The organism is Arthrobacter castelli DSM 16402 (assembly GCF_000430705.1).
In the GTDB taxonomy this organism is placed as follows: Bacteria; Actinomycetota; Actinomycetes; order Actinomycetales; family Micrococcaceae; genus Arthrobacter_C; species Arthrobacter_C castelli.
In genome coordinates this window covers 43,138-67,424 of record NZ_AUMN01000008.1, presented here as the reverse complement: position 1 = coordinate 67,424, position 24,287 = coordinate 43,138, and the positions used below count along the sequence as shown (strand labels likewise).

23 protein-coding genes and 1 tRNA gene are annotated in these 24,287 nt (G+C 63.8%); 8 read left to right on the top strand and 16 right to left on the bottom strand.

What is annotated here, in order from left to right; translation table 11 throughout:
- The first annotated feature begins 62 nt into the window (after window positions 1-62).
- Window positions 63-133 (top strand) — tRNA-Gly (locus H535_RS0110370).
- Window positions 134-235: 102 nt separating this feature from the next.
- Here the strand turns inward: H535_RS0110370 and H535_RS27755 are convergent.
- Together H535_RS27755 and H535_RS24715 are read right to left on the bottom strand one after the other, a co-directional pair.
- Entirely contained in the window at window positions 236-1,138 is a 903-nt protein-coding gene (locus tag H535_RS27755) for a YrzE family protein (protein ID WP_051298999.1), read from the bottom strand.
- 32 nt (window positions 1,139-1,170) lie between these two features.
- The gene (locus H535_RS24715; protein WP_051298998.1) at window positions 1,171-1,773 is read right to left on the bottom strand and encodes a PRC-barrel domain-containing protein; all 603 of its coding nucleotides are present in this window, start codon (window positions 1,771-1,773) and stop codon (window positions 1,171-1,173) included.
- A gap of 376 nt (window positions 1,774-2,149) precedes the next feature.
- Between H535_RS24715 and panD the strand changes: the two genes are divergently transcribed.
- The 6 genes from panD to H535_RS0110325 all read left to right on the top strand — a co-directional run bounded on the left by panD (window position 2,150) and on the right by H535_RS0110325 (window position 8,293).
- Window positions 2,150-2,566, top strand: coding sequence for an aspartate 1-decarboxylase (gene panD / locus H535_RS0110355; RefSeq protein WP_026819495.1), 417 nt, complete (start codon window positions 2,150-2,152; stop codon window positions 2,564-2,566).
- Between the two features lie 205 nt (window positions 2,567-2,771).
- The gene (locus H535_RS0110345; RefSeq protein WP_211236578.1) at window positions 2,772-4,082 is read left to right on the top strand and encodes an extracellular solute-binding protein; all 1,311 of its coding nucleotides are present in this window, start codon (window positions 2,772-2,774) and stop codon (window positions 4,080-4,082) included.
- A complete protein-coding gene (locus H535_RS0110340; RefSeq protein WP_026819493.1) occupies window positions 4,079-5,041 on the top strand; it encodes a carbohydrate ABC transporter permease in 963 nt (320 codons plus the stop codon). The genes H535_RS0110345 and H535_RS0110340 overlap by 4 nt, the downstream gene beginning before the upstream one ends.
- Complete coding sequence (locus tag H535_RS0110335; protein WP_026819492.1) at window positions 5,041-5,883, top strand: carbohydrate ABC transporter permease; 843 nt, start codon at window positions 5,041-5,043, stop codon at window positions 5,881-5,883. Before H535_RS0110340 ends, H535_RS0110335 begins: the two co-directional genes overlap by 1 nt.
- A 51-nt stretch (window positions 5,884-5,934) precedes the next feature.
- The gene (locus H535_RS0110330) at window positions 5,935-7,203 is read left to right on the top strand and encodes an ABC transporter ATP-binding protein (RefSeq protein ID WP_026819491.1); all 1,269 of its coding nucleotides are present in this window, start codon (window positions 5,935-5,937) and stop codon (window positions 7,201-7,203) included.
- Window positions 7,204-7,297: 94 nt separating this feature from the next.
- The gene (locus tag H535_RS0110325) at window positions 7,298-8,293 is read left to right on the top strand and encodes a hypothetical protein (protein WP_035769204.1); all 996 of its coding nucleotides are present in this window, start codon (window positions 7,298-7,300) and stop codon (window positions 8,291-8,293) included.
- A 24-nt stretch (window positions 8,294-8,317) separates the two neighbouring features.
- Here the strand turns inward: H535_RS0110325 and H535_RS0110320 are convergent, their stop codons facing one another.
- The 7 genes from H535_RS0110320 to H535_RS0110290 all read right to left on the bottom strand — a co-directional run bounded on the left by H535_RS0110320 (window position 8,318) and on the right by H535_RS0110290 (window position 14,844).
- Window positions 8,318-10,360 carry an NHL domain-containing thioredoxin family protein gene (locus tag H535_RS0110320; protein ID WP_026819489.1) on the bottom strand — a complete coding sequence of 681 codons (2,043 nt, stop codon included), beginning with the start codon at window positions 10,358-10,360 and terminating at the stop codon, window positions 8,318-8,320.
- Window positions 10,357-12,543, bottom strand: a complete 2,187-nt coding sequence (locus H535_RS0110315; RefSeq protein WP_051298995.1) for a bifunctional copper resistance protein CopD/cytochrome c oxidase assembly protein — start codon at window positions 12,541-12,543, stop codon at window positions 10,357-10,359. Before H535_RS0110315 ends, H535_RS0110320 begins: the two co-directional genes overlap by 4 nt.
- 121 nt (window positions 12,544-12,664) lie before the next feature.
- Window positions 12,665-12,943, bottom strand: coding sequence for an HU family DNA-binding protein (locus H535_RS0110310; protein WP_026819487.1), 279 nt, complete (start codon window positions 12,941-12,943; stop codon window positions 12,665-12,667).
- Window positions 12,944-13,228: 285 nt separating this feature from the next.
- On the bottom strand, window positions 13,229-13,534 hold the full coding sequence (rpsN, locus tag H535_RS0110305) for a 30S ribosomal protein S14 (protein ID WP_026819486.1): 306 nt from the start codon (window positions 13,532-13,534) through the stop codon (window positions 13,229-13,231).
- A gap of 2 nt (window positions 13,535-13,536) precedes the next feature.
- Window positions 13,537-13,704 carry a 50S ribosomal protein L33 gene (gene rpmG, locus H535_RS0110300; RefSeq protein ID WP_026819485.1) on the bottom strand — a complete coding sequence of 56 codons (168 nt, stop codon included), beginning with the start codon at window positions 13,702-13,704 and terminating at the stop codon, window positions 13,537-13,539.
- The gene (gene rpmB, locus H535_RS0110295) at window positions 13,704-13,940 is read right to left on the bottom strand and encodes a 50S ribosomal protein L28 (protein ID WP_026819484.1); all 237 of its coding nucleotides are present in this window, start codon (window positions 13,938-13,940) and stop codon (window positions 13,704-13,706) included. Before rpmB ends, rpmG begins: the two co-directional genes overlap by 1 nt.
- A gap of 427 nt (window positions 13,941-14,367) precedes the next feature.
- Window positions 14,368-14,844, bottom strand: a complete 477-nt coding sequence (locus H535_RS0110290; protein WP_026819483.1) for a MarR family winged helix-turn-helix transcriptional regulator — start codon at window positions 14,842-14,844, stop codon at window positions 14,368-14,370.
- Window positions 14,845-14,977: 133 nt separating this feature from the next.
- On the opposite strand from H535_RS0110290, the gene H535_RS0110285 reads away from it, so the two are divergent.
- Window positions 14,978-15,613, top strand: a complete 636-nt coding sequence (locus tag H535_RS0110285; protein WP_026819482.1) for an NADPH-dependent F420 reductase — start codon at window positions 14,978-14,980, stop codon at window positions 15,611-15,613.
- Window positions 15,614-15,685: 72 nt separating this feature from the next.
- Here the strand turns inward: H535_RS0110285 and H535_RS0110280 are convergent, their stop codons facing one another.
- The 7 genes from H535_RS0110280 to H535_RS0110250 form a co-directional block, all read right to left on the bottom strand.
- Window positions 15,686-17,818 carry a S9 family peptidase gene (locus H535_RS0110280; RefSeq protein ID WP_245580261.1) on the bottom strand — a complete coding sequence of 711 codons (2,133 nt, stop codon included), beginning with the start codon at window positions 17,816-17,818 and terminating at the stop codon, window positions 15,686-15,688.
- A gap of 10 nt (window positions 17,819-17,828) precedes the next feature.
- Window positions 17,829-18,599, bottom strand: a complete 771-nt coding sequence (locus tag H535_RS0110275) for an SGNH/GDSL hydrolase family protein (protein ID WP_026819480.1) — start codon at window positions 18,597-18,599, stop codon at window positions 17,829-17,831.
- A gap of 173 nt (window positions 18,600-18,772) precedes the next feature.
- On the bottom strand, window positions 18,773-19,861 hold the full coding sequence (locus tag H535_RS0110270; protein WP_026819479.1) for a siderophore-interacting protein: 1,089 nt from the start codon (window positions 19,859-19,861) through the stop codon (window positions 18,773-18,775).
- Window positions 19,858-20,832, bottom strand: a complete 975-nt coding sequence (locus tag H535_RS24710; protein ID WP_081416585.1) for an ABC transporter ATP-binding protein — start codon at window positions 20,830-20,832, stop codon at window positions 19,858-19,860. The genes H535_RS0110270 and H535_RS24710 overlap by 4 nt, the downstream gene beginning before the upstream one ends.
- A 12-nt stretch (window positions 20,833-20,844) precedes the next feature.
- The gene (locus H535_RS24705) at window positions 20,845-21,774 is read right to left on the bottom strand and encodes a FecCD family ABC transporter permease (protein ID WP_245580263.1); all 930 of its coding nucleotides are present in this window, start codon (window positions 21,772-21,774) and stop codon (window positions 20,845-20,847) included.
- 126 nt (window positions 21,775-21,900) lie between these two features.
- Entirely contained in the window at window positions 21,901-22,971 is a 1,071-nt protein-coding gene (locus H535_RS24700) for a FecCD family ABC transporter permease (RefSeq protein ID WP_081416604.1), read from the bottom strand.
- Window positions 22,972-23,204: 233 nt separating this feature from the next.
- Window positions 23,205-24,266: a glutathione S-transferase family protein gene (locus tag H535_RS0110250; RefSeq protein ID WP_026819478.1), complete on the bottom strand. Its 1,062-nt coding sequence runs from the start codon at window positions 24,264-24,266 to the stop codon at window positions 23,205-23,207.
- Window positions 24,267-24,287 lie beyond the last annotated feature (21 nt).

The following is a 24,287-nucleotide window of genomic DNA, read 5'->3' as shown; positions in this document are numbered from 1 at the left end:
CGGTAAGGTGAATGCCGTTGTTCGCAACGTTTCGCTGCGCCGGGCTCTTGAACGGTGACAGTGCGGGCGTAGCTCAATGGTAGAGCGCTAGCTTCCCAAGCTCGATACGCGGGTTCGATTCCCGTCGCCCGCTCAGTAAAATCCCCGCACGGACCGTGCGGGGATTTTCATATTCCGACCGCCTGTCGAGGGTGACGGGCGGGCCGCCTGGCGACGTCGATCCCGACAGCGGACGCTATCCAAAGTCGAATCCGGCCCGGTCGACCTTGCGGTGGAACCGCATTCCCGCCAGCCCGCCGAGAATCGCGCCGCCGAGGGTGACCAGGATCAATCCGATCAAGGTGAGAATACCCGCCATCGTCATCATCGACTGGTCCACGTTCATCTGCGGAAGAGAAGTGAACGAGCTGAGCCCGCCCATCTGGCTGCCCACGATGGCACCAACAAGGGTGACGATAATGGCGATGACAATGGCCCACAGCCACACCGCAAAGCCCTGCCTGGCGCCATCGAACCGCGCCATCCGGCCCGCAACAAAGCCGCCGCAATAGTAGGCGATAAAGAGCACCACCAGCACGATAACGATCCCCCAGATGCCGGCTGCCTGCGGGTTCTGCACCACTTGGTCCGTCTGGGTGTTGGTGGCCGCGCCGACTGCCGCGGTAATGGCCGCGGCGAGGGCGGTCAGCAACACGGTCATCCCCGTCGCTGCCAGCCAGCCGAAGAAGGCGGAGCCGAATTTGATCCCCCCGTAGGCGTCCTTCTCCCGCTCCAATTTGCCCTCGCGGCTCACAACCCCGCCAGCGGCACCGACCGGCGCGGCGTCCGCCCCACCGTCCGGATCGAGCCGGTGGCTGGCGCCCGCGCTCCGTTCGCCCTGGATGCTCTCCCCGTTGCCACGATGGGCGCTGACGTCCCGCGTGTTGAACGGACGGGTGCGGGTGTCGTCATCGGCGCTGACGTCCCGTGTATTGAACGGACGAGTGCGAGTGTCACCGGGATCGCCGGCGTCGTTCTGGTCGTCGATCGGTTCACTCTCCACAGGTCGCCGGCCTGACGTATCGCCAGTGCCACCGCCCCGGTGGGCCGGATCGTTCGGGTCGCCGGAGTCCCGGCCCGGCGTGTAGCTGGAGCTCATTGAGGTGCCTCCTCGTAGGTCAGACCTGGTTGTCATCCCTGCTCGGGATGTCGGCCATGCGATTCGGAGTTATACGGGTCTTCCCTCCCTGCGGCCTGCGCATCGTCATCATCGTCGTGCACAACTTCGACGTGTTCACGTTCGACCGGGACGGACATCGTCACATGTTCGGTGACGGTGTACTTACGCAGCCGGACGCCATCCGCGCTCGGGATGTGCCGGTCGGCGTCATCCCGCTGGACGTGTCGGCCGCCGCCGTCGGGTCCGTCCGTGCCTCCGGCCGGGTCGTCGCGGGTTTCGTCCGCCTCCCCGGCCGGCTCCAGTCCGTAGTGGCGATATAGCTCAGCTTCCTGCGTGGGATCTACATGTCCCGATGCGCCATCGGTGCGGGGCGCATCCTTAATCTGGTTCTTTTCAATGGGAACCCGGATGTCGTTACCGTCCATGGACGCTTCACGGAGCGGGACGAATGTTTCGGAACGTCCAAACAATCCTGTTTTTACGGTCACCCACTCCGGCCGGCCGGATTCATCACCGACAAATACCTGCGCAACCTCCCCCACCCGGTCACCCCTTTGATCAAAAACCGAGCCGGAATGCTGCAGGACTTTATCGATTTGTCCGATGCTGATCATTTCTTCCTCCTCGCCACAGGGGAAATGGCTGGCCTCTGATCAGCCACCTCTCTTACCCACAATAATCGTGTGAAACTAAACTAGCTAGTCAGCACACTTATAATTGACATGTAGACTAACAGAGAAAAGTTTCCACACGAGGGAGGCACCATGATCCGGCTGATCCGTGCCGCGCTGAAAGGATTGAAGCTTTGGCAGCGCAGGAAAGGGAATCGACAGTAGCACCATAGCAGCAGGCGAGGGCGCAGCCCGCCGCCCGACCCGCTGGCGCGAACAGCTGGCCGAGAGTCGCTGGCCGAGAGTTCGTTCGCCGGGGTCTAAGCCTGTTCCGCGCCGGGTGTCCATTGTGTGCCGGCGGGCAGTAGAATGGTTCTTTATGAATCGCACCATGTTCAAGTCCAAAATCCACCGCGCCACCGTCACACATGCGGATTTGCACTATGTCGGCTCCGTGACCGTGGACCTGGATCTGCTCGACGCCGCCGATATCCTCCCCGGCGAGCTGGTGTCGATTGTCGACGTCACCAATGGCTCCCGGCTGGAGACATACACCATCGCCGGTGAACGCGGTTCCGGAGTCCTGGGCATTAATGGGCCGGCGGCGCACCTGGTGCAGCCGAACGACGTCGTCATTCTGATCACGTATGGTCAAATGAGCACTGCGGAAGCCCGTGAATACGTTCCGACAGTGGTCCACGTTGATGCAGCCAATTCGATTGTCCAACTCGGCAACGACCCCGCCGAAGCGGTCAGCGGCAATGTGCAACGGCCGCCCCTGTCAGTAGCAAAATAGCTGCGATTACGGCACATACAGCACATTCTGCGACCCCGCTGGATCGACCGCCGGCCCCGGGGCCGTAAACCCGCTGGCGCGGGAGGACAATACCCGGCCGGAATTCATCGGAATGGCCGACCTTCTCTCTTTCCTTAAGCGCACTTAGGGCATATCTTCAAGAGACAGTTATCTACGAAGATGTGGAGGCGCGGTGAGTAAGCAGCTGAATCGGGGCGATCGGCCCCGTCCCCGGCGTTCGCCGCAGTTTAAGGCGACGTTGGGATCGTTGGCTTTAACAGCCACTTTGCTGACCGGTTGCGCTGCCGAGGCGGAATCGCCCACATTGACCTGGTACATCAACCCCGACGACGGCGGCCAGGCTGAACTGGCCAAGCGGTGCACGGAAGCCGCCAACGGCCAGTACCGGATCGAAACGTCGCTGCTGCCGCGCGACGCCGCCGCCCAGCGCGAACAACTCGCCCGCCGGTTGGCGGCCGGCGATTCCTCGCTGGACATCATGAGCATTGATCCGCCGTTCATACCGGAACTGTCTGTCTTCCTCGAGCCCGTTCCCGACGACGTCGCCGAGCGCACCACACGCAACACGCTCGATGGTGCTTTGGCCGGCGCCATGTGGCAGGACGAACTGGTGACCGTCCCGTTCTGGGCCAACACGCAAATCCTCTGGTACCGCGAATCCGTGGCCGAGGCGGCCGGGCTCGACATGAGCCAACCGGTGACGTGGGACCAAATCATGGAAGCGGCCGCCAACCAGGACAAGGAGCTGGGTGTGCAGGGCGCTCCGGCCGAATCCATGACGGTCTGGGTCAATGGACTTATCGAATCCGCCGGCGGCCGGATCCTCCGCAATCCCGGCGCCCCGGCCGACGAGCTGGAGTTGGGGTTGACCAGTGATGCCGGGCGGGAAGCGGCACGGATCATTGGCACCATTGGCGACAAGGGGCTCGGAGGTCCGGGCCTGGCCACCTCGACGGAAAATGATTCGCTCACGCAATTCCAGACGGACGCCGGGTCCTTCATGGTCAACTATCCGTTCGTCTGGCCGGCCATGAACGCCGCCGTCGAGGCTGGAACGTTGGATCAATCAGTGCTCGAAGACACCGGGTGGGCAGTCTGGCCGCGGGTCCATGCGGACCGGCCGGCGGCGCCACCGCTGGGTGGCATCAACCTCGGCGTCGGCGCCAACAGCGACCATCCCGAACTGGCCTTCGACGCCATCGAATGCATTGTCCAGCCGGAGCACCAGACCTACTATTTCCTGACCAATGGCAACCCGCCGTCGAACTCTCAAGCCTATGAGGATCCGCGGATCGAGGACCAGTTCCCGATGGCGGACACCATCCGCAAGTCACTGGAACTGGCCGCTCCCCGCCCGCAGACGGAGTACTACAACGAGATTTCCACCGGAATCCAGCAGGAGTGGTCGCCGCCGGGCGGCGTTGAACCGGACACGACGCCGGCTCAGACACAGGAATTCATTCTTGCGGTGCTCAGAGGGGAGAAGCTGCTGTGAGCAGTACAACCGCGAATAGACGGGGCGCCCATGCCGCGGAGAAACGACCCAAGCAGGTGCACAGTGACAGGGTGAAGGCCGAACGCCGGCTGGGCTGGTACCTGGCTGGACCGGCATTCATCGTGATGCTGGCCGTGACGCTGTATCCGATCCTGCAGGCGTTCGTGGAGTCGTTGTTCTCCCTGCGGCTCACCGCCCCGGACGAGAGCCAGTTCATCTGGTTCGGCAACTACATCACCATACTGACCGACGTCGTGTGGTGGCGGGACCTCGGTGTGACGCTGCTGATCACCGTCATCACCGTCGCCGTGGAACTGGTGCTGGGCTTCGCGCTGGCGCTGGTGATGCACAAGGCCTTGAAATCTGTACGCGGCCTGCTGCGCACCGCCATCCTGGTCCCCTACGGCATCATCACGGTGGTCTCGGCCTACGCATGGTTCTACGCCTTCGATATCAACTCCGGCTACATCAACTCCTGGTTCGGCTGGTTGCCGTTCATCTCCGAAGACACCAACTGGTTCGCCGGAACCTGGACCGCGCTGTTTGTGATCATGGCCTCCGAAATCTGGAAGACCACCCCGTTCATCTCACTGCTGCTCCTCGCCGGGCTTGCCCAGGTTCCCGGCGAACTGACCGAGGCGGCAGAGGTCGACGGCGCCACCTGGTGGGAGCGGATGCGGCGGGTCATCATCCCGAACATGAAGGCCGCCATCATGGTGGCAGTGCTGTTCCGGGCGCTTGACGCCTTCCGCATTTTCGACAATGTGTTCATTATGACCAACGGCGAGTACGGCACGGAGGTGCTGTCGCTGCTGGCCTACCGCACGTCCATCACCAGGTTGGAAATCGGATTGGGCTCGGCGATCTCGGTGCTGCTGTTCATCTGCGTGCTGCTGATCGCCTTCATCGCCATCAAGCTGTTCAAAGTGGATCTTTCCGGCAACACAGGAGATAAGTGATGAGAGCTTCCACCCGCACCGAGAAGATCTGGTGGACGGTCATCACCGTTCTGGTGCTGCTGTACGCGCTGTTCCCTGTTGCTTCCATCTTTGCGACCTCGTTCAAGACCCCGAGCGACCTGACATCCGGCAAGTTCCTGCCCACCAACTGGACCGGTCAGAACTATGAACAGATCCTGGTCGGCTCCGCCCAGGACCTCTTCCTGCCGGCGTTGCGGAATTCAATCGGCATTACAGTCATCGCCACCTTTATCGCCGTCGTGCTGGCCACCCTCTGTGCCTACGCCATCGCCCGGCTGAACTTTCCAGGCAAGAAGCTGATCCTGACCACGGCACTGGCGGTCTCGATCTTCCCGGTGATCTCCATTGTCACCCCGCTGTTCAACCTGTGGCGCAATATCGGCCTCTACGACACCTGGATTGGCCTGATCATTCCGTACCTGTCGCTGACGCTGCCGATTTCCATTTGGACCCTGGCGGCGTTCTTCCGGCAGATTCCCTGGGAGCTTGAGCAGGCGGCCCAAGTGGACGGTGCCACCAGCTGGCAGGCTTTCCGCAAGGCGATCGTGCCGCTGGCAGCACCGGGCGTCTTCACGACGGCGATCATTGCCTTCTTCATCGCCTGGAACGACTTCGTTTATGGCATCTCGCTGACCTCCACAGAAGCGGCGAGGCCGGTTCCGGCAGCGCTGGCCTTCTTTACCGGTGCCTCACAGTTCCAGTCACCGACCGGGGCGATCTCAGCCGCCGCCATCATCGTGACTATCCCGATTGTGCTGCTGGTGCTGTTCTTCCAGCGGCAGATCGTTTCAGGCCTGACTCAAGGTGCCGTCAAGGGGTGACGCCCCGGCCGCCGCCCGCCGATCCCGATACGACAGAAGGATTTGAACCCAATGGCTTCCATTACTTTGCAGAATCTCGTCAAGAAGTACGGCGACGGCTTCCCGGCGGTCAACGACGTCAGCATCGATATTGACGACGGCGAATTCATCATCCTGGTGGGCCCCTCCGGCTGCGGCAAGTCAACCCTGCTGCGGATGATCGTCGGGCTGGAGGACATCACCGAAGGCGAGTTGCTGATCGACGGCGAGCGGGTCAATGACAAGGCGCCCCGGGACCGGAACCTGGCCATGGTATTCCAGAACTACGCGCTGTACCCCCACTTGACGGTCTACGAGAACATTGCTTTCCCCCTGCGGCTGGCCAAGGGCAAGCACAGCGAGGAGGAGACCAACAAGCGGGTGCAGGCCGCGGCCGCAACGCTGGAGCTGACCGAGCATCTGGAACGGAAACCGGCCAATCTGTCCGGCGGTCAGCGGCAGCGCGTTGCCATGGGCAGGGCCATCGTCCGGCAAGCCGACGCCTTCCTGTTCGACGAGCCGCTGTCCAACCTGGATGCGAAGCTGCGCGGCCAGATGCGCTCGGAGATCTCCCAGATGCAGCGTCGTCTCGGTGTCACCTCGGTCTATGTCACCCACGACCAGACCGAGGCCATGACTCTCGGGGACCGTGTCGCCGTGCTGAAGAAAGGCATCCTGCAGCAGATTGCCTCGCCGCGGGAGTTGTATGAAGAGCCGACGAACATCTTCGTGGCGGGGTTCATTGGCTCGCCGTCGATGAACTTCATTCCGGGGCAGGTGGAAAACGGCAAGCTCCAAACGGTGCTGGGCGAGCTGGAGATTCCGCAGCACAAGCTGGACAAGGCCGAAGGCAAGAAGATTGTCATGGTGGGGATCAGGCCCGAGTTCTTCGAAGACGCCAAACTGGTCGACGAGGCGAAGAAGCCGCTCGGGGCGACATTCACCACCCGCCTGACCCACACCGAATGGCTGGGCAATGAGCAGTATGGCTACATGGATTTTGATCCGGCGCCGGAGGTGAGGGATCTGCTCAACTCGCTGGCCAAGGATCTCGACGCCGATGAGCTGAAGCCGCAAATTGTCGTCACGCTCGACTCCGCCAGCCGGATTCGGGCAGGACGCGACGCCGAGCTGTGGGTCGACACCCGCAAAGTGCACCTCTTTGACCCGGAAACCGGAAACAGCCTGACCCGCGACCCCGAGGCTGGCGCGGCGCTGACCCAGGAAGCAATCCAGGACCGGCAGGACGAAATCGAAGCCGCCCGCAGCGAAGCCAACGCATCCGGGCAACAGGCCTCATAACCTCCCCGGGAGGAACGTGGCACTGGTCGCATTACGGCGCAATACGGCATGGGCGGTGGCATCCCCCGACCCTTAAGACGGTAACGTGTCAGGCGTGCATTCCACCTCCGCCGCCCTCCGCACAGCAGCCATCTGGCTGTTGGTGCTGACACTGGTCATCGTGGCTGCCATCCTGACCATCTTCCTGGTCAACACCAACGTGTACGGGCCGAAGCAACAGGTCGCCCAATACCTGCAGGCGTTGCGCGACGGCGAAGGCGGCAAGGCTCTTGGCCTGCTGCAGGCCTCCATCCCCGAGGGGGCCAACCCGGCCATGCTGGACGGCCCCGGGCTCAAGGCCGCCATGGACGACGTCGACAACGTCAATATTGGGGATGCCAAAAGCTCCGACGAGCAGCACGTCACCGTCCCGGTCGAATACACCGTCGATGGCAATACTCTGACCACCTCGTTCAAGCTCGAAAAGGTGGACACCGTATGGCTGTTCTTCGACGAATGGGCCTTCGTTCCCAGCACCCTGCCCACGGTCACGGCATCGGTGGTCAACGGGAACCACGCCACCGTCAACGGTGAAAAGGTCGGGCTGCCGAAGGGGGAGGCGAGTTTCGCCGTCTTTTACCCCGGAGAGTACTCCGCCTCGTACAAAACCGAATACTTCAAGGCAAAGCCCGTTGAAGTCGCCGTCAGCACCCGGCAGGACTCGTCGTCGTCCCAGCTGAAACTCGCGGCGGAGCCGACCAAGCAACTGATCAACGATGTCAGCACCAAGCTGCGCCAGTACTTGAACAAGTGCGCCACCCAGGATGTCTTCTATCCCAGCGGGTGCCCGTTTTCCCACCCGGGCACCCCGTTCCTGGCGCCCGACGCGAAAATCAATTGGAAAATCACTGACTACCCCACGATTCAGATCGAGGCGTACAAAAACAAGTGGGTGCTGAAGCCGTTGAAGGGCACTGCCGTGGTGCGCAGCAAGAAGATCGACACGTTCTCCGGCGACGTTTCACCGCTGCGGGCGGAACACGACTACCGGTTCACCGCCCGACTGAATGTGAACAACGGCAACGTCAGCGTCACCCCGATTACTGGCTAGCTGGCTGTGTCGCGCGCGACGGCGTTAGTCCAGCCCGCGCAGGTCCAGGGCCAGCTCCGTGTCCCCGCCCGCACTCAGGCTGATTGGAATCCCCCAGTCTTGCTGGTACATGTGGCAGGCGGCATGCATCGGAATCTCCCCACCTTCCTCGCCGTCGCAGGCGGCAGCGCGCGCGGCGATGTGCAGCACACCTTCGCTGACGCCCTCGGCCAAGGTCACCGTGCGACTCAGGCCCACCGAGGTGCCGCCGCCCCCGCTGAGCAGCTCCGGCGGCGTGGCCGAAATTTTCAACTGGGTGGGATCTCCCCAGCGATCATCGAGTTTCTGTCCGGTTGGCGCCGAAAAGCGCACCGTCACGTCAAACGGGCCGGAGGCGACGTCGGTGCTTGGACGTTGAGTCCGGGAGGCACCCTCATCGACCTTCTGTGCTGATTTGGGGATGGGGATCCGGACCAGACGGTGCTTGTTGGACTCCACCACAATCAGCACCGGTTCGCCGGCACCGTTCTGAGCGGCGGCGCTGTCGAGCAGCACGTCCGAAGGCTCGGCCAGCCCTTTGGCCAGCGTGCTCATCTGCCGGGTGACGGGATCGAACCGGCGCACGGCCCCGTTGTAGGTGTCCGCAATGGCAACGGAGCCGTCGGGCAGGTCCGCGATACCCAGCGGGTGCTGCATCCGGGCGGCTTCGGCATCGCCGTCGCGGAACCCGAAGTCGAACAGGCCGGTGCCAACGCCGGTCTGCACCTGGACCCGACGGGAACCAGGCCCCTCCTTGAAGTCGACGAAACTGACCACCCGAACGGCCGAGGATTCCGAATCCGCGACCCAGATGTTGCCGTTGATGTCCTGCGCCAGGCCGGAAGGCTGGGCGAACCAGGCATCGCGTGCACTGCCGTCGAGCAGGCCTTCGTCACCGGCTCCGGCGAAAATGCCAACCGTGTCGGCAACAGGGTCGAAGCAGAACAGTTGATGCACGCCTGCCATCGCGACCACCAGTGCGCCGGCCTGTTCGGACCAGAGAACGTCCCAGGGCGATGACAGCGCGACAGTGCGCGGAGCGTGATACTCGAACCCGGTTCCGTCGGCGGCGCCCGCGGGCTCTGTGGTCCCTGCCGCGGGGTCCGGCGCATCGACGGCGATGACATGCGCGGCCGCGTCTCCGACGGGCTCGGGCACGGCGGCATTGTCGGCCTCCTTGGCCGTCCGCCGTGAGGCCTCGGCGTCCAGCAACCGCTGCACACCGGAGCCGACGACGGTGCGTACTTCGCCGTTATCCAGCCGGACCCCGCGCAGCAGGTGATTGACAGAATCGGCGACGACGACGTCGTACCCCACCTGGCCGCGGACCTCGGCCGGAAGCAGCGCCAGGCCCTGCGGCTCGTTGAACCGGGCAGTATCGGCTCCCCCGTCGGCCTCGCCGCGTTCGCCGGTGCCAATGGTCCGCACCACTGTTGTCAGGTCCGGGGCCAGTTCGACCAACCGGTGGTGGCCGGTGTCGCCAACCAGGAAGTTTCCGTCGGGCAGCGCCAGCACCTTGCCGGGGAAGCGCAGGTCCCGCGACGGCGTCTCGGCGGGGACATACGGCCCGTCGCCGCGGTGCAGGGTGCCCTTTTCCTCGTGCTCGGCGATCAGCTCATCGATGAGAGAGTCCAGCCCGTCGGCATGGCCTTCGCCGGCCAGATGGGCAACGATGTACCCCTCCGGGTCGACGACGACGAGGGTCGGCCAGGCACGGGCGGCGTAGGCCTGCCACGTGGCCAGTTCGGGGTCGTCGAGCACCGGATGATGGATTTCATAACGCGCGACGGCGGAAGCCAGCGCTTCCGGGTCAGCTTCGTGTTCAAACTTGGGCGAATGTACCCCGACTGTGACCAGCACGTCGGAGTACTTCTCTTCCAGCGGCCGCAACTCATCGAGGACATGCAGGCAATTAATGCAGCAGAAGGTCCAGAAATCGAGCAAAGCGATTTTGCCCTGCAGACCGCCTATCGTGAGTTGCTTTCCACCGGTGTTCAGCCAACCGCGGCCTTCCAGTTCGGAGGCGCGCACACGGTAGTTTGTTCTCATCTGGTCCTTCGCTTCTCAAGCTCTTCGTCGTGTTCAGCCAGTCTGGCAAACATATCGTTATAAGCGCTAAGTTCGGCCTCATTATTTCTGTCTGCGGCCCGATCTTTACGTTTCATTTCACGGGCGTCACTGCGCGACCACATCATTGCCACGATGATCGCCAGCGCGACGGTCGGAATCTCGCCGATCCCCCAGGTGATGGCGCCGCCCAATTGTTGGTCCTCGATCGCGGACGGGCCCCATGGCCTGCCCATGTTGCCGAACCAGTCGGCCTGCAGCAGCGCCTCCGAGCTCATCAGCGATACCCCGAAGAAGGCGTGGAAGGCCATAGTGGCCAGCAGCATCAACAGCCGCAACGGGTACGCCGGCCGACGGGGTATGGGGTCGATGCCGATCAGCGACAGCACAAACAGGTACCCAGTCATGGTGAAATGCAGGACCATCAACTCGTGACCCACGTGCCATTGCAAGGCGTAGCCGAACAGCGGCGAGTAGTAGAAGATGATGATGCTGCCCGCGAAGTTCACGGCCACGAAGATGGGATGGGTGACCAGCCGGGAGAACTTCGAGTGCACGATCACCAGGATCCACTCCCGGAACCCGCGGGTTCCGTCCCCGCGTGGTGGAAGGGCCTTCAGTGCCAGCGTCACCGGCGCGCCGAGCACCAGGAAAATCGGCACGATCATGGTCAGCGCCATATGGTCCACCATGTGCGCGCTGAACAGGATCTTGCCGTAGACCGCCGGCGGTCCGGAGGTGAAGTAGGTCAGCGCCAGCAGACCGACGATCCAGCTGATCGTGCGCAACCACGGCCAGCTGTCTCCGCGGCGGGCCACCTTATGCCGGCCGATCAGGTATCCAATGCCTACCGTCAGCGCGAACGCCACCCATAGCCAGTCGAGGCGCCATTCGGTCAGCCAGCGGATGGGGGTCAGTTCGGGAGGGAGCGGATAGTCGGTCAGGATCCTGGCCGGGGTGGCATCGGGAGGCAGCTCCTCGGGAACCGGGGTCGCGGTCCGGCTCAGCGCGACCGCCACGCCCACGGTGGCTCCCAGGATCAGCAGCTCGCCGAGGATCAGCTGCCACACTGCCCGGCGGGCGGACATCACCCGGCTGGCGGATCCGGCGTTCAACTGTGGCAGCACCCACTGGCGGTGCATGAACCCGATGGCCCCGAGCAGCAATGTGGCGAACGTCTTGACCAGCACCAGCTGGCCGTAGTCGGAGGTGAGCGCACCCCAGTCACCCAGCCTGATTTGGGCGTTGATGATCCCTGAGGCGAACACCAGGACGAACGCGAAGCCGGCCAGGGTGGAAAAACGGGAAAGCACGACGGCGGTAATATCCGTCGTTGCCGGCACCTCTCCCTGGCTGTCGGCGCCGGGGTCGGAGCCCGCAACCGGCGCCGGCTGCTGTCCGCCGCGCAGCTGCCGGGACACCGCGGCCAGGGTGATGATGCCGCCGACCCAGAGACAAATGCCGATCAGGTGCAGGCCGAGCGAGGTAATGGCGCCCATGTGGTCATCGGCGCTGGCCGAATGGCCTATCAGCGCCATCGGAACCAGAGCGACCGTGGCCAGCACGGCGGTGGCCCCGAGCCCGGACAGCGAGCGGACGCCGAACGTCAGGGTGGTGACCACGGCGGCAATCAATGTCACGATCAGCCAGGCCTGCCCGATTTCCAGGTCGATCATGAAATACAGCAACTCGCTGGTGTACTGCTTGCCCGCGGATACCGGCATCCCGGCGGCGTCCGAGAAGGTAAATACGAGTACGGCGACGGCCGACAAAGTCCACACCACCGACGACCAGGACGCGAGCAACATGGCCCGCTTGAACGCCGGGTGCTCGTGGGTTTCCGCTCCCGGGCCGCGCCGCCGTTTCTCCACGGTTCGGGGCAGGATCATGACTGCGAACACCAGAGAGCCAATCACTGCCGTCATCGCCATATTGTGCACGGCATCCGCCAGCGGCAGGCCCCAGCGGACAACTGCGCCGGGATCAGCGGCGATCCGTGCCGCCGCGGCTCCGGAGAAGATCAGGGCAATCGTAGTCGCGAGAATCGCCACGCCCAGGCCGGCCAGCAACCAGGGCGCGCGGACTCCGGCAGGCGCCGCTGCCGCCGTCGTACGCTGTCCATTGTCCGGGCCGGTCTTGCTGGATACTGCTGACACGTTAACTATTCTCTACTTACAGCTCGAAGATCGGCTAATTCTGTGCCGCCTCTCACCGTGACATCCGCTCCTTAAATGCGAAAGGGGCGGCGGCCCTTGGCCACCGCCCCTTTCGAAGAGTCTGTTGCGACTACTTGGCAGCTGCCTTCAGCTTGCTTCCGGCAGTCAGCTTGACGCTGTGGCCGGCGGCAATCTGGATGGTCTCACCGGTCTGCGGGTTGCGGCCCTGGCGTGCGGCACGGTCCGTACGCTCAACAGCGAGCCAGCCCGGGATGGTGATCTTCTCGCCCTTGGAAACCGAGGTGGAGAAAACCTCGAACAGGGCGTCAAGCACGGAATTCACAGCAGTCTGGCTGGTCTCAGCCTTTGCAGCAACTTCGGAAACCAGTTCACTACGGTTCTTAGCCAATTTTTGTCCTCCTGGACTCTAACTATTCAGCTGGCGAGCACAGCACGGATGTGAGTGCCTCTGTTGGAAAAACCTACCAGCTTCAGGGGAAAAGACGCGCAAATTCAGGCATTTTTAGCGATTTTTCAGTCAAATGACGTGGTTTTGGCCGGTTTTTCGGCCGTCGGCAGCTCTCCGGCGGCACTCCGGCGGCACTCCGGCGGCACAACGCGGTGCCACATCGGGTATGAAAAAGGCGGCGACCTGATGGTCGCCGCCTTTTCTGAAGCGGATTTCGCCGCTGGATTACCAGCTGGACTTGGTCACGCCGGGCAGCTGGCCCTTGTGTGCCATATCGCGGAACCGTACGCGCGAGATTCCGAACTTTTGCAAAGTCCCGCGGGGGCGTCCGTCGATTTGGTCGCGGCTGCGCAGCCGGACGGGGGAAGCATCGCGGGGCAGCTTCTGCAGGCCGACGCGGGCCTCTTCACGTGCCTCGTCCGATGCCTTCTCGTCGACCAGCGTCTTCTTCAGCTCGCGGCGCTTCGCGGCGTAGCGGTCAACAACGATCTTGCGCTGCTCATTGCGTGCGATCTTCGACTTCTTCGCCATGCTTAGCGCTCCTCTCTGAATTCGACGTGCTTGCGGATCTTCGGGTCGTACTTCTTCATGACCAGACGGTCAGGGTTGTTACGACGATTCTTCCGGGTCACGTAGGTGAAACCGGTGCCCGCGGTGGACTTGAGCTTGATAATCGGACGAACGTCCTGGACTTTTGCCATTAGAGCTTCACCCCACGGGCCATGATCTCGGCGACCACGGTATCGATGCCACGAGCGTCAATGGTCTTAATCCCCTTGGCGGAGACCTGCAGGGTCACATTGCGGCGCAGGGAGGGAACCCAGTAACGCTTCTTCTGAATATTCGGGTCGAACCGGCGCCTGGTGCGCCGGTGCGAGTGCGAAATGTTGTTTCCAAAGCCCGGCTCGGCTCCGGTCACTTGGCAGTGGGCTGCCATGACTCTCCTCCAGTAGTTGATGTAGCTGATGACACAGTACGCAGTTTCAGCAAAACTTGTTGCGGTTAAGAGCGTCCCGTCACCAGTAATGACACCGCTATTACTACGGACTATCCGTAGGAACCCGGGCAGCAAACTGCCTGCGTTCCACTGGCGCGCCGACGACGGTGAAGATCAGGTGCGTAAGAAGTGGACTCCACCACTACGACAGCCTTCAATTCTAGGTATGTACGGGTTCCTGCGCAACTTCCCGGCTGCCTCGTTGGGTATCAGCAGACGGCGTTGCACAACTTAACGCCTGTCTATTCTAATTCTGCGCACCTAATAAGACCAATTGGCTTCACAGGAGCCTTCACCGGAGCTCACACCCGCCGCATCAGCAGGTCTTGGGACGGTCCCGGCCGACCGTCCGCGGGCGCCATCGGGGTCAGCCGCGCAGCAGCCAATGGTCAGGATCGATCCGGCCGACGATCTTCTTGCCGACCCGTTCCAGGTCACGCACATCCTGCTCTCCCAGGCCGTCAAAGATCATCTCCCTGACCGTCCGTACATGCTCTGGTGCCAGCGCCTGGATGGTGGACATCCCCTCGTCCGTCAGATACGCCGTCGTCACCCTGGCATCATCTTCGCTGGTGCTGCGCTCGATCCAGCCCCGTTCCTGGAGCTTCCTCACCACGTGGGACAGCCGGGACAATGAGGAGCTGGTCCGGGCGGCGAGCTCGCTCATCGGCAACACGCGGTCCGGCGCCTCAGAGAGCATCGCCAGGACGTTGTAGCTGAACAGCGACACCTTGCCGTCGCGCAGCAGCTGGCTGTCCATGGCCGCCGGCACCACTGTTGAGGCGAACACCAGGGCCAGCCAGGCCTGGCGTTCCCGGGGCGTGAGCCATTGGGGTTCAGTCATAACCCGATTATCCCACAAGCACTTGACACTTCAACGCAACACACCTAGATTGATTGTAGCTTCAAGTATATGAAGCCGACGCAGTGACGGATATGTGAAACTGCTCGACCACCTCTTCGGAAAGAAGAAAACAATGACCACCATCAGCATTATTGGAACCGGCAACATGGCACGTGGCATCGGTTCACGTGCAATTGCATCGGGCCAGACCGTACAGTTCCTTGCCCGGGACGGCGCCAAAGCATCAGAACTGGCCGCTGAACTCGGACCAGGTGCGTCCGCCGGCTCCATCGCGGACACACCCGCAGCCGGCGTCGTCGTGCTGGCTCTGCCATTCGACGGCGCGAAAGACTATGTTTCGACCAACGCCGGGGTGCTGTCCGGCAAGGTCCTGGTGGACATCTCCAACCCGGTGAACTTCGAAACATTCGACTCCCTGGTTGTTCCGGCCGACAGCTCCGCAGCCCAAGAGATCGCCGCCCTCGTGCCCGACGCCCAGGTCGTCAAGGCCTTCAACACGACTTTTGCGACGACTCTGGCCGAGGGCAAGGCCGGTGACAAGCCGCTGGACGTCTTCATCGCCGGTGCACAGGAGGCCCGCGCCCAAGTGTCCGGCTTCGTCCGCGATGCGGGACTGCGTCCCCTGGAGGTCGGAGGACTACACCACGCACGCGAGCTGGAAGGGTTCCAGCTGCTGGTGATGGCCCTCCAGGCCAACTCGGCCTACGACAGTTTCAACTGGGCCACCGGTCTCAACATCCTGGACTGACCCGCATTCGGGCCCTGGCGGCGCCCCGGCATGGCCGGCGGCGCCGCCGTTGTGTCCGGACTCGGGCCAGGGTCAGGAACGGTCTTCGAAGCACGCGAGGATGAAGGCAAAGTCCCACGCCCGGTCCTTCCAAACCTCGTACCGGCCGCTGGCTCCTCCGTGTCCGCCCTGCATTTCCGTCTTGAGCACCACCGGCCCGCCGTCGGGGGCAACATCGCGCAGCTTCGCCACCCACTTAGCCGGTTCCACGTAGAGCACCCGGGTGTCGTGCAGGCTGGTCACGGCTGCAATCGCGGGGTACTGAACGTCGCGGACGTTCTCGTATGGAGAGTAGGATGCCATGTACTCATACACCTCAGCGCTCTCAATGGGGTTGCCCCATTCCTCCCATTCGAGGGCGGACAGCGGCAGTTCAGGATCCAGGATGCTGGTCAGCGTGTCCACGAAAGGAACCTGCGCGACGACGCCGCAGTACAGTTGAGGGGCGAGGTTCAGCACCGCCCCCATCAACAGTCCGCCGGCACTGCCGCCCATGGCTGCAAGCCGCCCCTCGGCGGCCCAGCCTTCCTCGAGCAGGAACCGCGAACAGTCCACGAAGTCGGTGAATGAGTTCCGTTTGTTGAGCTTCTTGCCGTCGTCATACCAGGGCCGCCCGAGCTCGCCGCCGCCACGGACGTGGGCGATGGCGAACACCACGCCACGGTCCAGCAGCGACAACCGGGCAATGGAGAACTCCGGGTCCATGGAGACTTCGTAGGAACCGTATCCGTAGATCAGCGCATTATGGGTTCCATCCGGCTCCATCCCCGCCCGGCAGATCACCGATACCGGTATCCGGGTGCCGTCGGCGGCGGTCGCCCACAGGCGGCGCTGCTGGTAGTCGGCGGGGTTGTAGCCGCCCAAGACCGGGGTTTCCTTGCGCAACGCCAGTTCCCCTTCGCCCAGCGGCGACTCATCAGTGCCGGCCAGGCCAAGGTCGTAAATCCTCGGCGGGGTGATAAAGGAACGGTAGGCGACCCTGATCACCGGGGCGTCATATGCGCTGGCCCCGGCCGAGCATGAGTACAGTTCCTCATCGAATTCCGGCGACCACCAGGGGCGTTGATCCACTGTCCCCAAACCGGCCAGCGGCAGGATCTTCACCGTCTCCAGGGTGTCTTCCCGCACCCCCAGCAGCAGGTGGCCGGCCAACGCCGAAACGCCGTCGATCCGCCGGGTGGGCGAATGGGCCACCACTGTCCGCCAATCCTGCGGCGGGGCGCCGGGGGTGAGCAGCGAGACCATGGAATTGACGGCGTCATGATTGTGCACTGCGATGAAGCGGTCCGCACCGTCGAGCTCCACATGTTCGACGTCGTAAAGCACCCGTGCGTCCCGGCTCAGTACCAGCTGCGGCTCGGCGTCGGACACTGACACATCGAGGATGTGGACTTCGCTGTATTCGCTGCAGCTCGATGAGATGAACAGGTATTTCCGGCTGGCGGACGGGTCGACCCCGACCCACATCCCCTGATCTGTGTCGGTGTAGACGGCGGTGTCGTCCGCCACCGGCGCACCCAGCACGTGCTTGCGGATCTCACACGGGCGCCAGGAATCGTCGAGCACCGTGTAGTAGACGGCTGTGGCGTCGAGGTTGAAGTCGGCCGAGTAGAAGACGTCGGGGATTTCGTCGGGCAGCAGTTCGCCGGTGCGCAGGTCCTTCACCCGCATGGTGAAGCGTTCGTCGCCCTTCAGGTCCAGCGAGTAGGCGAGGAAATTGCCGCATTCGGACACGGTGAATGCCCCGATCGAGAAAAACGGCTGCCCCTCAGCCTCGGCATTGCCGTCGAGCAGCAGCTGTTCGCCGTCGAACGCCACGCCCGGCTCGATCACCGGCGGAGTCCACCCGCCGTCGGCCGCCACCCGGTAAAACGCCGCGTGCTGGCCGCCTTCCACCGTGCGGGTGTAGTACCACCAGCGACCTTTCCGGGACGGGACGGACAGATCGGTTTCCTTGGTCCGGGACTTGATCTCGTTGAAGATATCGTCGCGCAGCTGTTCCTGGTCCGCGGTGACGGCGTCGGTGTACTCGTTTTCGGCCTTCAGGTGGCTGATCACCTGCTCCGAGTCCTTGTCGCGGAGCCATTCGTAGTTGTCCACGAATTCGTGGCCGTGATGCGTCCGGGTGATGGGGTCTTTGGGGGCAATGGGTGGTGTTACGGGCATACTGCCCAGCCTACCCATCCCCGACTCGTTGCAATTGCGGATACCGCGCTGTGAGTGCATCGCCGGAAGAGACACCCCGCAACCGGCGGCCCACCCACGGGCCGACGAACCGGCGCACCCAGGCCGCGTCTGCCTTCAGCGCTTCCAGCCGCGCGGCCGGCGCCAGTTCCTGAAGCTGCGGCAGTTCAATGGCATGTTCGGCTTCCAGCTTGTCCAGCACCTTCGCCGCCATGTTGATGTGCCCGGCCGTGGACATATGCAGCCGGTCCGTATCCCACATGCGCGGGTCGTTGTATTCGTCGAACCGCCAGTAGTCGACGACCATCGCTTCGTGTTTATCGGCCACTTCGCGCAGCAGCTCATTGTAAATGGCGGTCCTGCCGCGCATCTTGCTGAAGACCGGCGAAGCGACGGCGTCGAAGCCGGTGAACATGACGACGTCGGCGCCGGTGGCTGCCAGCCGTGCGATGCCGTCGTCGTAGGTCTGCATCAGCTGATCGATATCGATCTGCGGGCGCAGAATGTCGTTCCCGCCGGCGTAAATGGTGACCAGGGTGGGCCGCAGCTCGACGGCGGCGTCGATCTGCTCGTGCATGATCCGGGCCAGCTTGCGGCCGCGGATCGCCAGGTTCGCGTAGCCGGCCTCCGGATCCGCCCGGCAGAGCTGTTCGGCCACCCGGTCGGCCCAGCCGCGCACGCCGTTGGGCAGTCCTGGATCCGGATCACCGACGCCTTCGGTGAAGGAATCGCCCAGGGCCACGTATCGTTTCGCGAATGTCACCACCACAGATTACTAGGCGCGCCAGGGGTTGCAGGTGGCACGCGTCGGCCGGCGGTGTTCGTGCCGGGAGTACAGAACGGGAAATATGGACGGTTCGTACCTGGAAGGCCGCGGATTACTCCCGGCCCGAACGACTCAGGCCGTGCAGTCAGGCCCCCAGTCAGACCGGGCAGTCAGGCACCGCCCTCGGAGCGGCCGCGGCGCCAGTACCCCATGAAGGCCACCCGCCGGCGATCGACACCGAGATCCCGCACCAAATAGCGGCGCAGTTCCTTGACGGTTCCGGCCTCGCCGGCAATCCACGCATAGAAGTTCTCCGATTCGCCCGCGGCCGTGTCCTGCTCCGCCTCACCGCCGGGTTCTCCGGCAAGCGCCGGAGTATCCCAGAGGATCGTGCTATCGATGTCCACGTCTTCGGGTTCTTCGCCCCGGTGGTGCATTCCGGCTGCACTGAGCAGTCCACGTCCGCCACGCACTGCTGCGGATAAGGCTTCCCCGTGCTGCCGGTCGTTGCGGGCGATCCAGGTGATCTCGACGTCGGATGCAGTCGCCACATCCATAAAGTCGGCGGCCGTGGGAACTTCCAGATAGGCATTGCCGGTATAGCCGGGCGGGAGCGCCTCGAGGATGGAGCTGATCGCCGGAACGGCGGTTTCGTCACCGGCAAAGAGCACCCTGCGGCTGCGCGGATGGAGCTCGTCCACATACCCGGCGGCCTGGCCGAGCTCCATGGCGGGCGGTGACCATTCGATGCCTCCATAGGTATCCGCGGATTCGTTCGGGCCGATAATGGTCAATCGGTCGCCCACTTCGGCTCCGGCCGCCCAGTTCGACGCCGGCCCTCCGTGGCCGTCGGCGTCCAGGTGGATGACGAAGTCCACGTCGATTTCGGGGCCGTTGTGTTCGGCCTCCGGGCCGTCCACCCTGGTGTTTCGCACCGAGTAGGTGCGCATGTGTCCACGGACTTCCGGATCCATGGCCAGCCATTGCTGGTACCACCCCTTGGCGAGGGTGTCGAAACGGGGCAGCGGGTTCCCGTTGGAGGGGATCATCAGTTTGATCCTCAGGTCCAGGTTGGAACGGTCCCGCTGGTGGGCCCCTCGCTGATGGACCTCCCGCTGGTGGACTTCCGGGCCACGGCTGAACCGGCTGAGGCAGTCGCCGGCAAACGTGATGCGCCGGAAGACAGGGGTCAGCTCTTCGATGCGGGCGACTTCAACCTCAAAGGCAAGCAGCGGCGGGGCGTCGACGGCGGCGGTCATGAATGTGCTCCTATTGGGTTGGTGCCCTGGCGGCGGGCTCCGGTTTCCGGATGGTCCTGCGTGCCGGTGTCGGCGGGGGAGGATGGGCCGGTCTTTCTTTCCATGTCGGAATCTCCACCCGGAACGGCACCTCCACCCGGACCGGTTTCTCCACCCGGGTCGGCGCCGCCCGGCCGGAGGCGGTGCCGGCCAATCGGAACAATCATTGGTGTGCCGGATACCGGATCCGGCACCACCTTCGAATCCATCCCGAAGACATCCCGCATCAAGTCTTCGTCCACCACTTCGTCGGGTTTGCCGGATGCAGCGATACCGCCATCCTTCAAGGCGATCAGGTGATCCGCGTACCGAGCGGCCAGATTCAGGTCATGCAGCACGATCGCGATCGTAGTGCCGGTGCGGTGGTTCAAGTCGGTCAGCAGGTCCAGCACCTCCACCTGGTGGCTGACGTCCAGGAAGGTGGTGGGCTCGTCGAGCAGCAGGATCCCGGTCTCCTGTGCCAGGGCCATGGCAATCCAGACGCGTTGCCGCTGCCCGCCCGAGAGCTCATCCACCGGCCGGCCGGCCAACTCGAGGGTGTCTGTGTCCGCGAGCGCGGCGGCGACGGCGGCGTCGTCGTCCTTGCTCCATTGCCGGAACCAGCCCTGATGGGGGTACCGGCCGCGACCCACCAGGTCGGAGACCGTGATCCCGTCGGGAGCCAGCGGTGTCTGCGGCAGCAGCCCGAGTTGCGTGGCCACCTGGCGGGTGGGTACCGAATGGATGGACTTGCCGTCGAGCAGCACGTTGCCGGATTTCGGCTTCAGCAGCCGCGCCAGCCCGCGCAGCAGCGTGGACTTTCCGCACGCGTTGGCCCCGACAATCATGGTGACCATGCCGGTCGGGATCGTCACCGTCAGGTCGTCGACCACGGTGCGGTCGTCGTAGCCCAAGGTCAGTTGCTCTGCCTGCAGGGTATGGGTTGAGGTCATTGTCTTCCTTCCTCAGCCGGCCGTACCGTTGCGGTTGGTCGAAACCAGCAGCCACAGCAGGAACGGTGCGCCCATGGCCCCGGTGATCACACCGACGGGCAAGGACACGTTTGGGATCATGTTTGCGGCAACGAAGTCGGCGGCCAGCACAATCAGCGCTCCGACCATCGCAGCTGCAGTCAGGGAGGCCTTGCCGCCCAGAGCCCGGCGGGCGATGGGACCGGACAGGAACGCGATAAAGGCAACCGGCCCGGCGGCCGCCGTCGCCACCGCAGCCAGTGCAACACCGACCAGGATCAGCCCCAGCCGCGACCGTTCGACCGGAACACCCAGGCCGGCGGCGGCGTCGTCGCCCATTTCCAGGCCCCGCAGGTTCCTGGACAGTGCGGTGGCGATCGGCAGCAGCAGCACCAGCGACGCGCCCAGGATACTGACCCGGCTCCAGTTGCTGGAGTTGAGCGACCCGGTCACCCACACCAGGGCTTCCTGCGCGGTCGTGACGTCAGTACGGGTCATCAGGTAGTTCACCACTGCCGTCATGATGGCGGCGAACCCGATACCCACCAGGATCAGCCGGTAACCGGCCACTCCCCCGCGCCGGGACAGCGCATAGATGGCCGCCGCCACCACCAGCGCTCCGACCAGTGCCGCGATGGAAACGGTGGCTCCCGCCGCGCCGAAGACCACAATGGCGAAAACGGCCGACGCGCTGGCTCCGTAGCTGATGCCGATGATATCCGGGCTGGCCAGCGGGTTGCGCAGCATGGTCTGGAAGATGGTGCCGGAGACTCCGAATGCCACGCCGATCAGCACCGCAATCACCGCCCGCGGCAGCTTGTGTTCCATCACGATGAAGGTCGCGCCCGGGATCTCCGCGCCGCCCAGCAGGCGGAAGAAGTCCGGAATGGTTACGGTGAACGAGCCAAGCAGCACACTGACCATGAAGAGCCCGACGACGGCGACGGCCAGCGACGGGATCACGATCCGGGTGCGGCGGGAGTTGCGCTTCCGCGCGCTGCGGATCGCGTCGACGCCGGACGGGCGGTGCTCGCACAGAGTGGCTGTCATTTACAGGGACACCAGCTTGCGGCGGCGGACCAGCCAGATAAAGACCGGCGCTCCGACCAGCGCTGTCATGATGCCGGCAGGGATCTCCGACGGCGGCAGGATCACCCGGCCCACGACGTCGGCCCCGATCACCAGCAGCGGGGCGGCGACGGCCGAGAACGGCAGGATCCAGCGGTAGTCGGGCCCGCAGATGGTCCGCACCATGTGCGGGATCACCAGTCCCACGAAGGCGATCGGCCCGGCCATCGCCGTTGCCCCGCCACACAGGATGACGATGCCGACGGCCGTAATGGCCCGGGTCAGCCCCACCTTCTGCCCCAGGCCGCGGGCCACGTCGTCGCCCAGGGACAACCCGTTGAGGATCCGGCCGGTGAACATGGTGATCACCACGCCCGCGGCCAAAAAAGGAATCACCGGCAGGATCAGGTCCCAGTCGCGGCCGGAGATCGATCCCACCTGCCAGAAGCGGAATTCGTCCAAAGTCTTTTTTGAGGAGACGAGGACGGCGTTCATCAGCGATGCCAGCCCGGCACTCAACGCTGCGCCGGCCAGGGCGAGCTTGACCGGCGTCGCCCCTTCACGACCGAGGCTGGCGATGGCGTAGACGATGATGGCGGCGACGGCGGCGCCGAGGAAGGCGAACCAGATGTAGCCGGTCAGATTGGTCACGCCCAAAAAGTAGATGGCGAATACGACGGCCAAGGCGGCGCCGGAGTTCACGCCCAGAATCCCCGGGTCGGCCAGCGGGTTACGTGCCACGCCCTGCATTGCCGCACCTGCCAGTCCCAACGCGATGCCGACGCAGAGCCCGGTTATCGTGCGGGGGATCCGGGCGCGGACCACTGCATGGTCGCCGTTGGACGGGTCGAAATTGGTCAACGCCTCAATCACGACGTCGATGCTGGTCGCCCGCGCCCCGAAGGCCAGGGAGGCGGCACAGAAGATCAACAGCACGACGACGGCGGCCGCCAGTTTCAGCCCGTTATGGCTTCGTCTGGTGCTGCGGCCGGCGGCCTTCGGTGCGGTCGTGACGGCCGGGCCGGCCGGGCCGGCCGGGCTGACTGGAGACACCGCTTCATCCTGTGCCGCCGGTGATGAGGGGATCGTGAGGGTATCCGCGTGCGGATCGCGCTTTGTATGCGGGGCAATGGCCACGCCACGCACCTCCTCAAGCTCCGTACAATCTGAACTTAAGTAAGGCTAGCCTATGGAACCGGCTAATAGGAAACGTCCACGTTCCCTAATTAACATTACGTCTGCGGCGCGGCAGCCATCCCCGCAGCGGCCCGTCGGGCACCGCCCGGCTACGCCGGATACATCGGATTGTGGCCGGCGGCGACCTTTTCATCCTCGCGGACCGGGCCCGGGGCGGTGCCGTTGCCGAAGGGGCGCCCGCCGAGTTGTTCGCGCCCGTGCTCGCTGAGCCATTCCGACAGGTCCGGGCCCTTCGGCACAATCTGCGTCGGGTTAATGTCCTCGTGAACGATGTAGTAGTGCTGCTTGATCTGCACAAAGTCGATGGTGTCCCCGAATCCGGGCGTCTGGAAAAGATCCCTGGCATAGCCCCACAGCGCCGGCATTTCGGAGAGCTTGGTCCGGTTGCATTTGAAATGCCCGTGGTAGACGGGATCGAACCTGGCCAGAGTGGTGAACAACCGCACGTCAGCCTCGGTGATCGTGTCACCGACCAGATAGCGTTGCTGGCTCAACCGGTCTTCCAGCCAATCCAGGGCCGTGAACAGCCGGTCGTAAGCCTCGTTGTACGCCTGCTGGGACCCGGCGAATCCGCACCGGTAGACACCATTATTGACCTCGGTGAAGACTCGCTTATTGACCTGGTCGATTTCCTCGCGCTTGTCCTCCGGGTAGAGGTCCGGCGCACCATCGCGCTGAAACCCGGTCCATTCACTGGAGAAATCGAGGGTGATCTGCGGAAAATTGTTGGTCACCACCGCGCCGGAGGCAATGTCGACGACGGCGGGCACCGTGATCCCGCGCGGGTAGTCGGGGTCTCGCTTGAAAAATGCCTCCTGCAATCGTTCAATGCCGAGTACAGGATCCTTGCCGCCCGGATCCAGATCGAATGTCCAACTGCGCTTGTCATGGGTCGGGCCGGGCAGCCCGATGGAAATCGCATCCTCCAACCCGAGCAAGCGCCTGACGATAATGGTCCGGTTGGCCCAAGGGCATGCCCGGGCTGCCACCAGCCTGTACCGGCCGGCTTCAACCGGGTAGCCGTCGCGCCCGTCCTTGGTGATCCGGGTTTCGATGTAGTTGGTGTCCCGCTTGAATTCCTGGCCGCCAGTGACATAGGACCCCTTGGTGCTGTTGGGGTCTGTATCGGCTTGCTGCTTCGTCTCGCTCATGTCGGCTCCCGCTTCGAAGAT

Coding starts and splice junctions, on each gene's coding strand:
- panD (WP_026819495.1), top strand. CDS start 2,150: ATGAATCGCACCATGTTCAAGTCCAAAATCCACCGCGCCACCGTCACA.
- rpsN (WP_026819486.1), bottom strand. CDS start 13,534: ATGGCGAAGAAGTCGAAGATCGCACGCAATGAGCAGCGCAAGATCGTT.
- H535_RS0110270 (WP_026819479.1), bottom strand. CDS start 19,861: ATGACCGCCGCCGTCGACGCCCCGCCGCTGCTTGCCTTTGAGGTTGAA.
- H535_RS27755 (WP_051298999.1), bottom strand. CDS start 1,138: ATGAGCTCCAGCTACACGCCGGGCCGGGACTCCGGCGACCCGAACGAT.
- H535_RS0110335 (WP_026819492.1), top strand. CDS start 5,041: ATGAGAGCTTCCACCCGCACCGAGAAGATCTGGTGGACGGTCATCACC.
- H535_RS0110250 (WP_026819478.1), bottom strand. CDS start 24,266: ATGAGCGAGACGAAGCAGCAAGCCGATACAGACCCCAACAGCACCAAG.
- rpmG (WP_026819485.1), bottom strand. CDS start 13,704: ATGGCAAAAGTCCAGGACGTTCGTCCGATTATCAAGCTCAAGTCCACC.
- H535_RS0110280 (WP_245580261.1), bottom strand. CDS start 17,818: ATGCCCGTAACACCACCCATTGCCCCCAAAGACCCCATCACCCGGACG.
- H535_RS0110290 (WP_026819483.1), bottom strand. CDS start 14,844: ATGACTGAACCCCAATGGCTCACGCCCCGGGAACGCCAGGCCTGGCTG.
- H535_RS24705 (WP_245580263.1), bottom strand. CDS start 21,774: ATGGTCAGTGTGCTGCTTGGCTCGTTCACCGTAACCATTCCGGACTTC.
- H535_RS0110285 (WP_026819482.1), top strand. CDS start 14,978: ATGACCACCATCAGCATTATTGGAACCGGCAACATGGCACGTGGCATC.
- H535_RS24715 (WP_051298998.1), bottom strand. CDS start 1,773: ATGATCAGCATCGGACAAATCGATAAAGTCCTGCAGCATTCCGGCTCG.
- H535_RS0110320 (WP_026819489.1), bottom strand. CDS start 10,360: ATGAGAACAAACTACCGTGTGCGCGCCTCCGAACTGGAAGGCCGCGGT.
- H535_RS0110330 (WP_026819491.1), top strand. CDS start 5,935: ATGGCTTCCATTACTTTGCAGAATCTCGTCAAGAAGTACGGCGACGGC.
- H535_RS24710 (WP_081416585.1), bottom strand. CDS start 20,832: ATGACCTCAACCCATACCCTGCAGGCAGAGCAACTGACCTTGGGCTAC.
- rpmB (WP_026819484.1), bottom strand. CDS start 13,940: ATGGCAGCCCACTGCCAAGTGACCGGAGCCGAGCCGGGCTTTGGAAAC.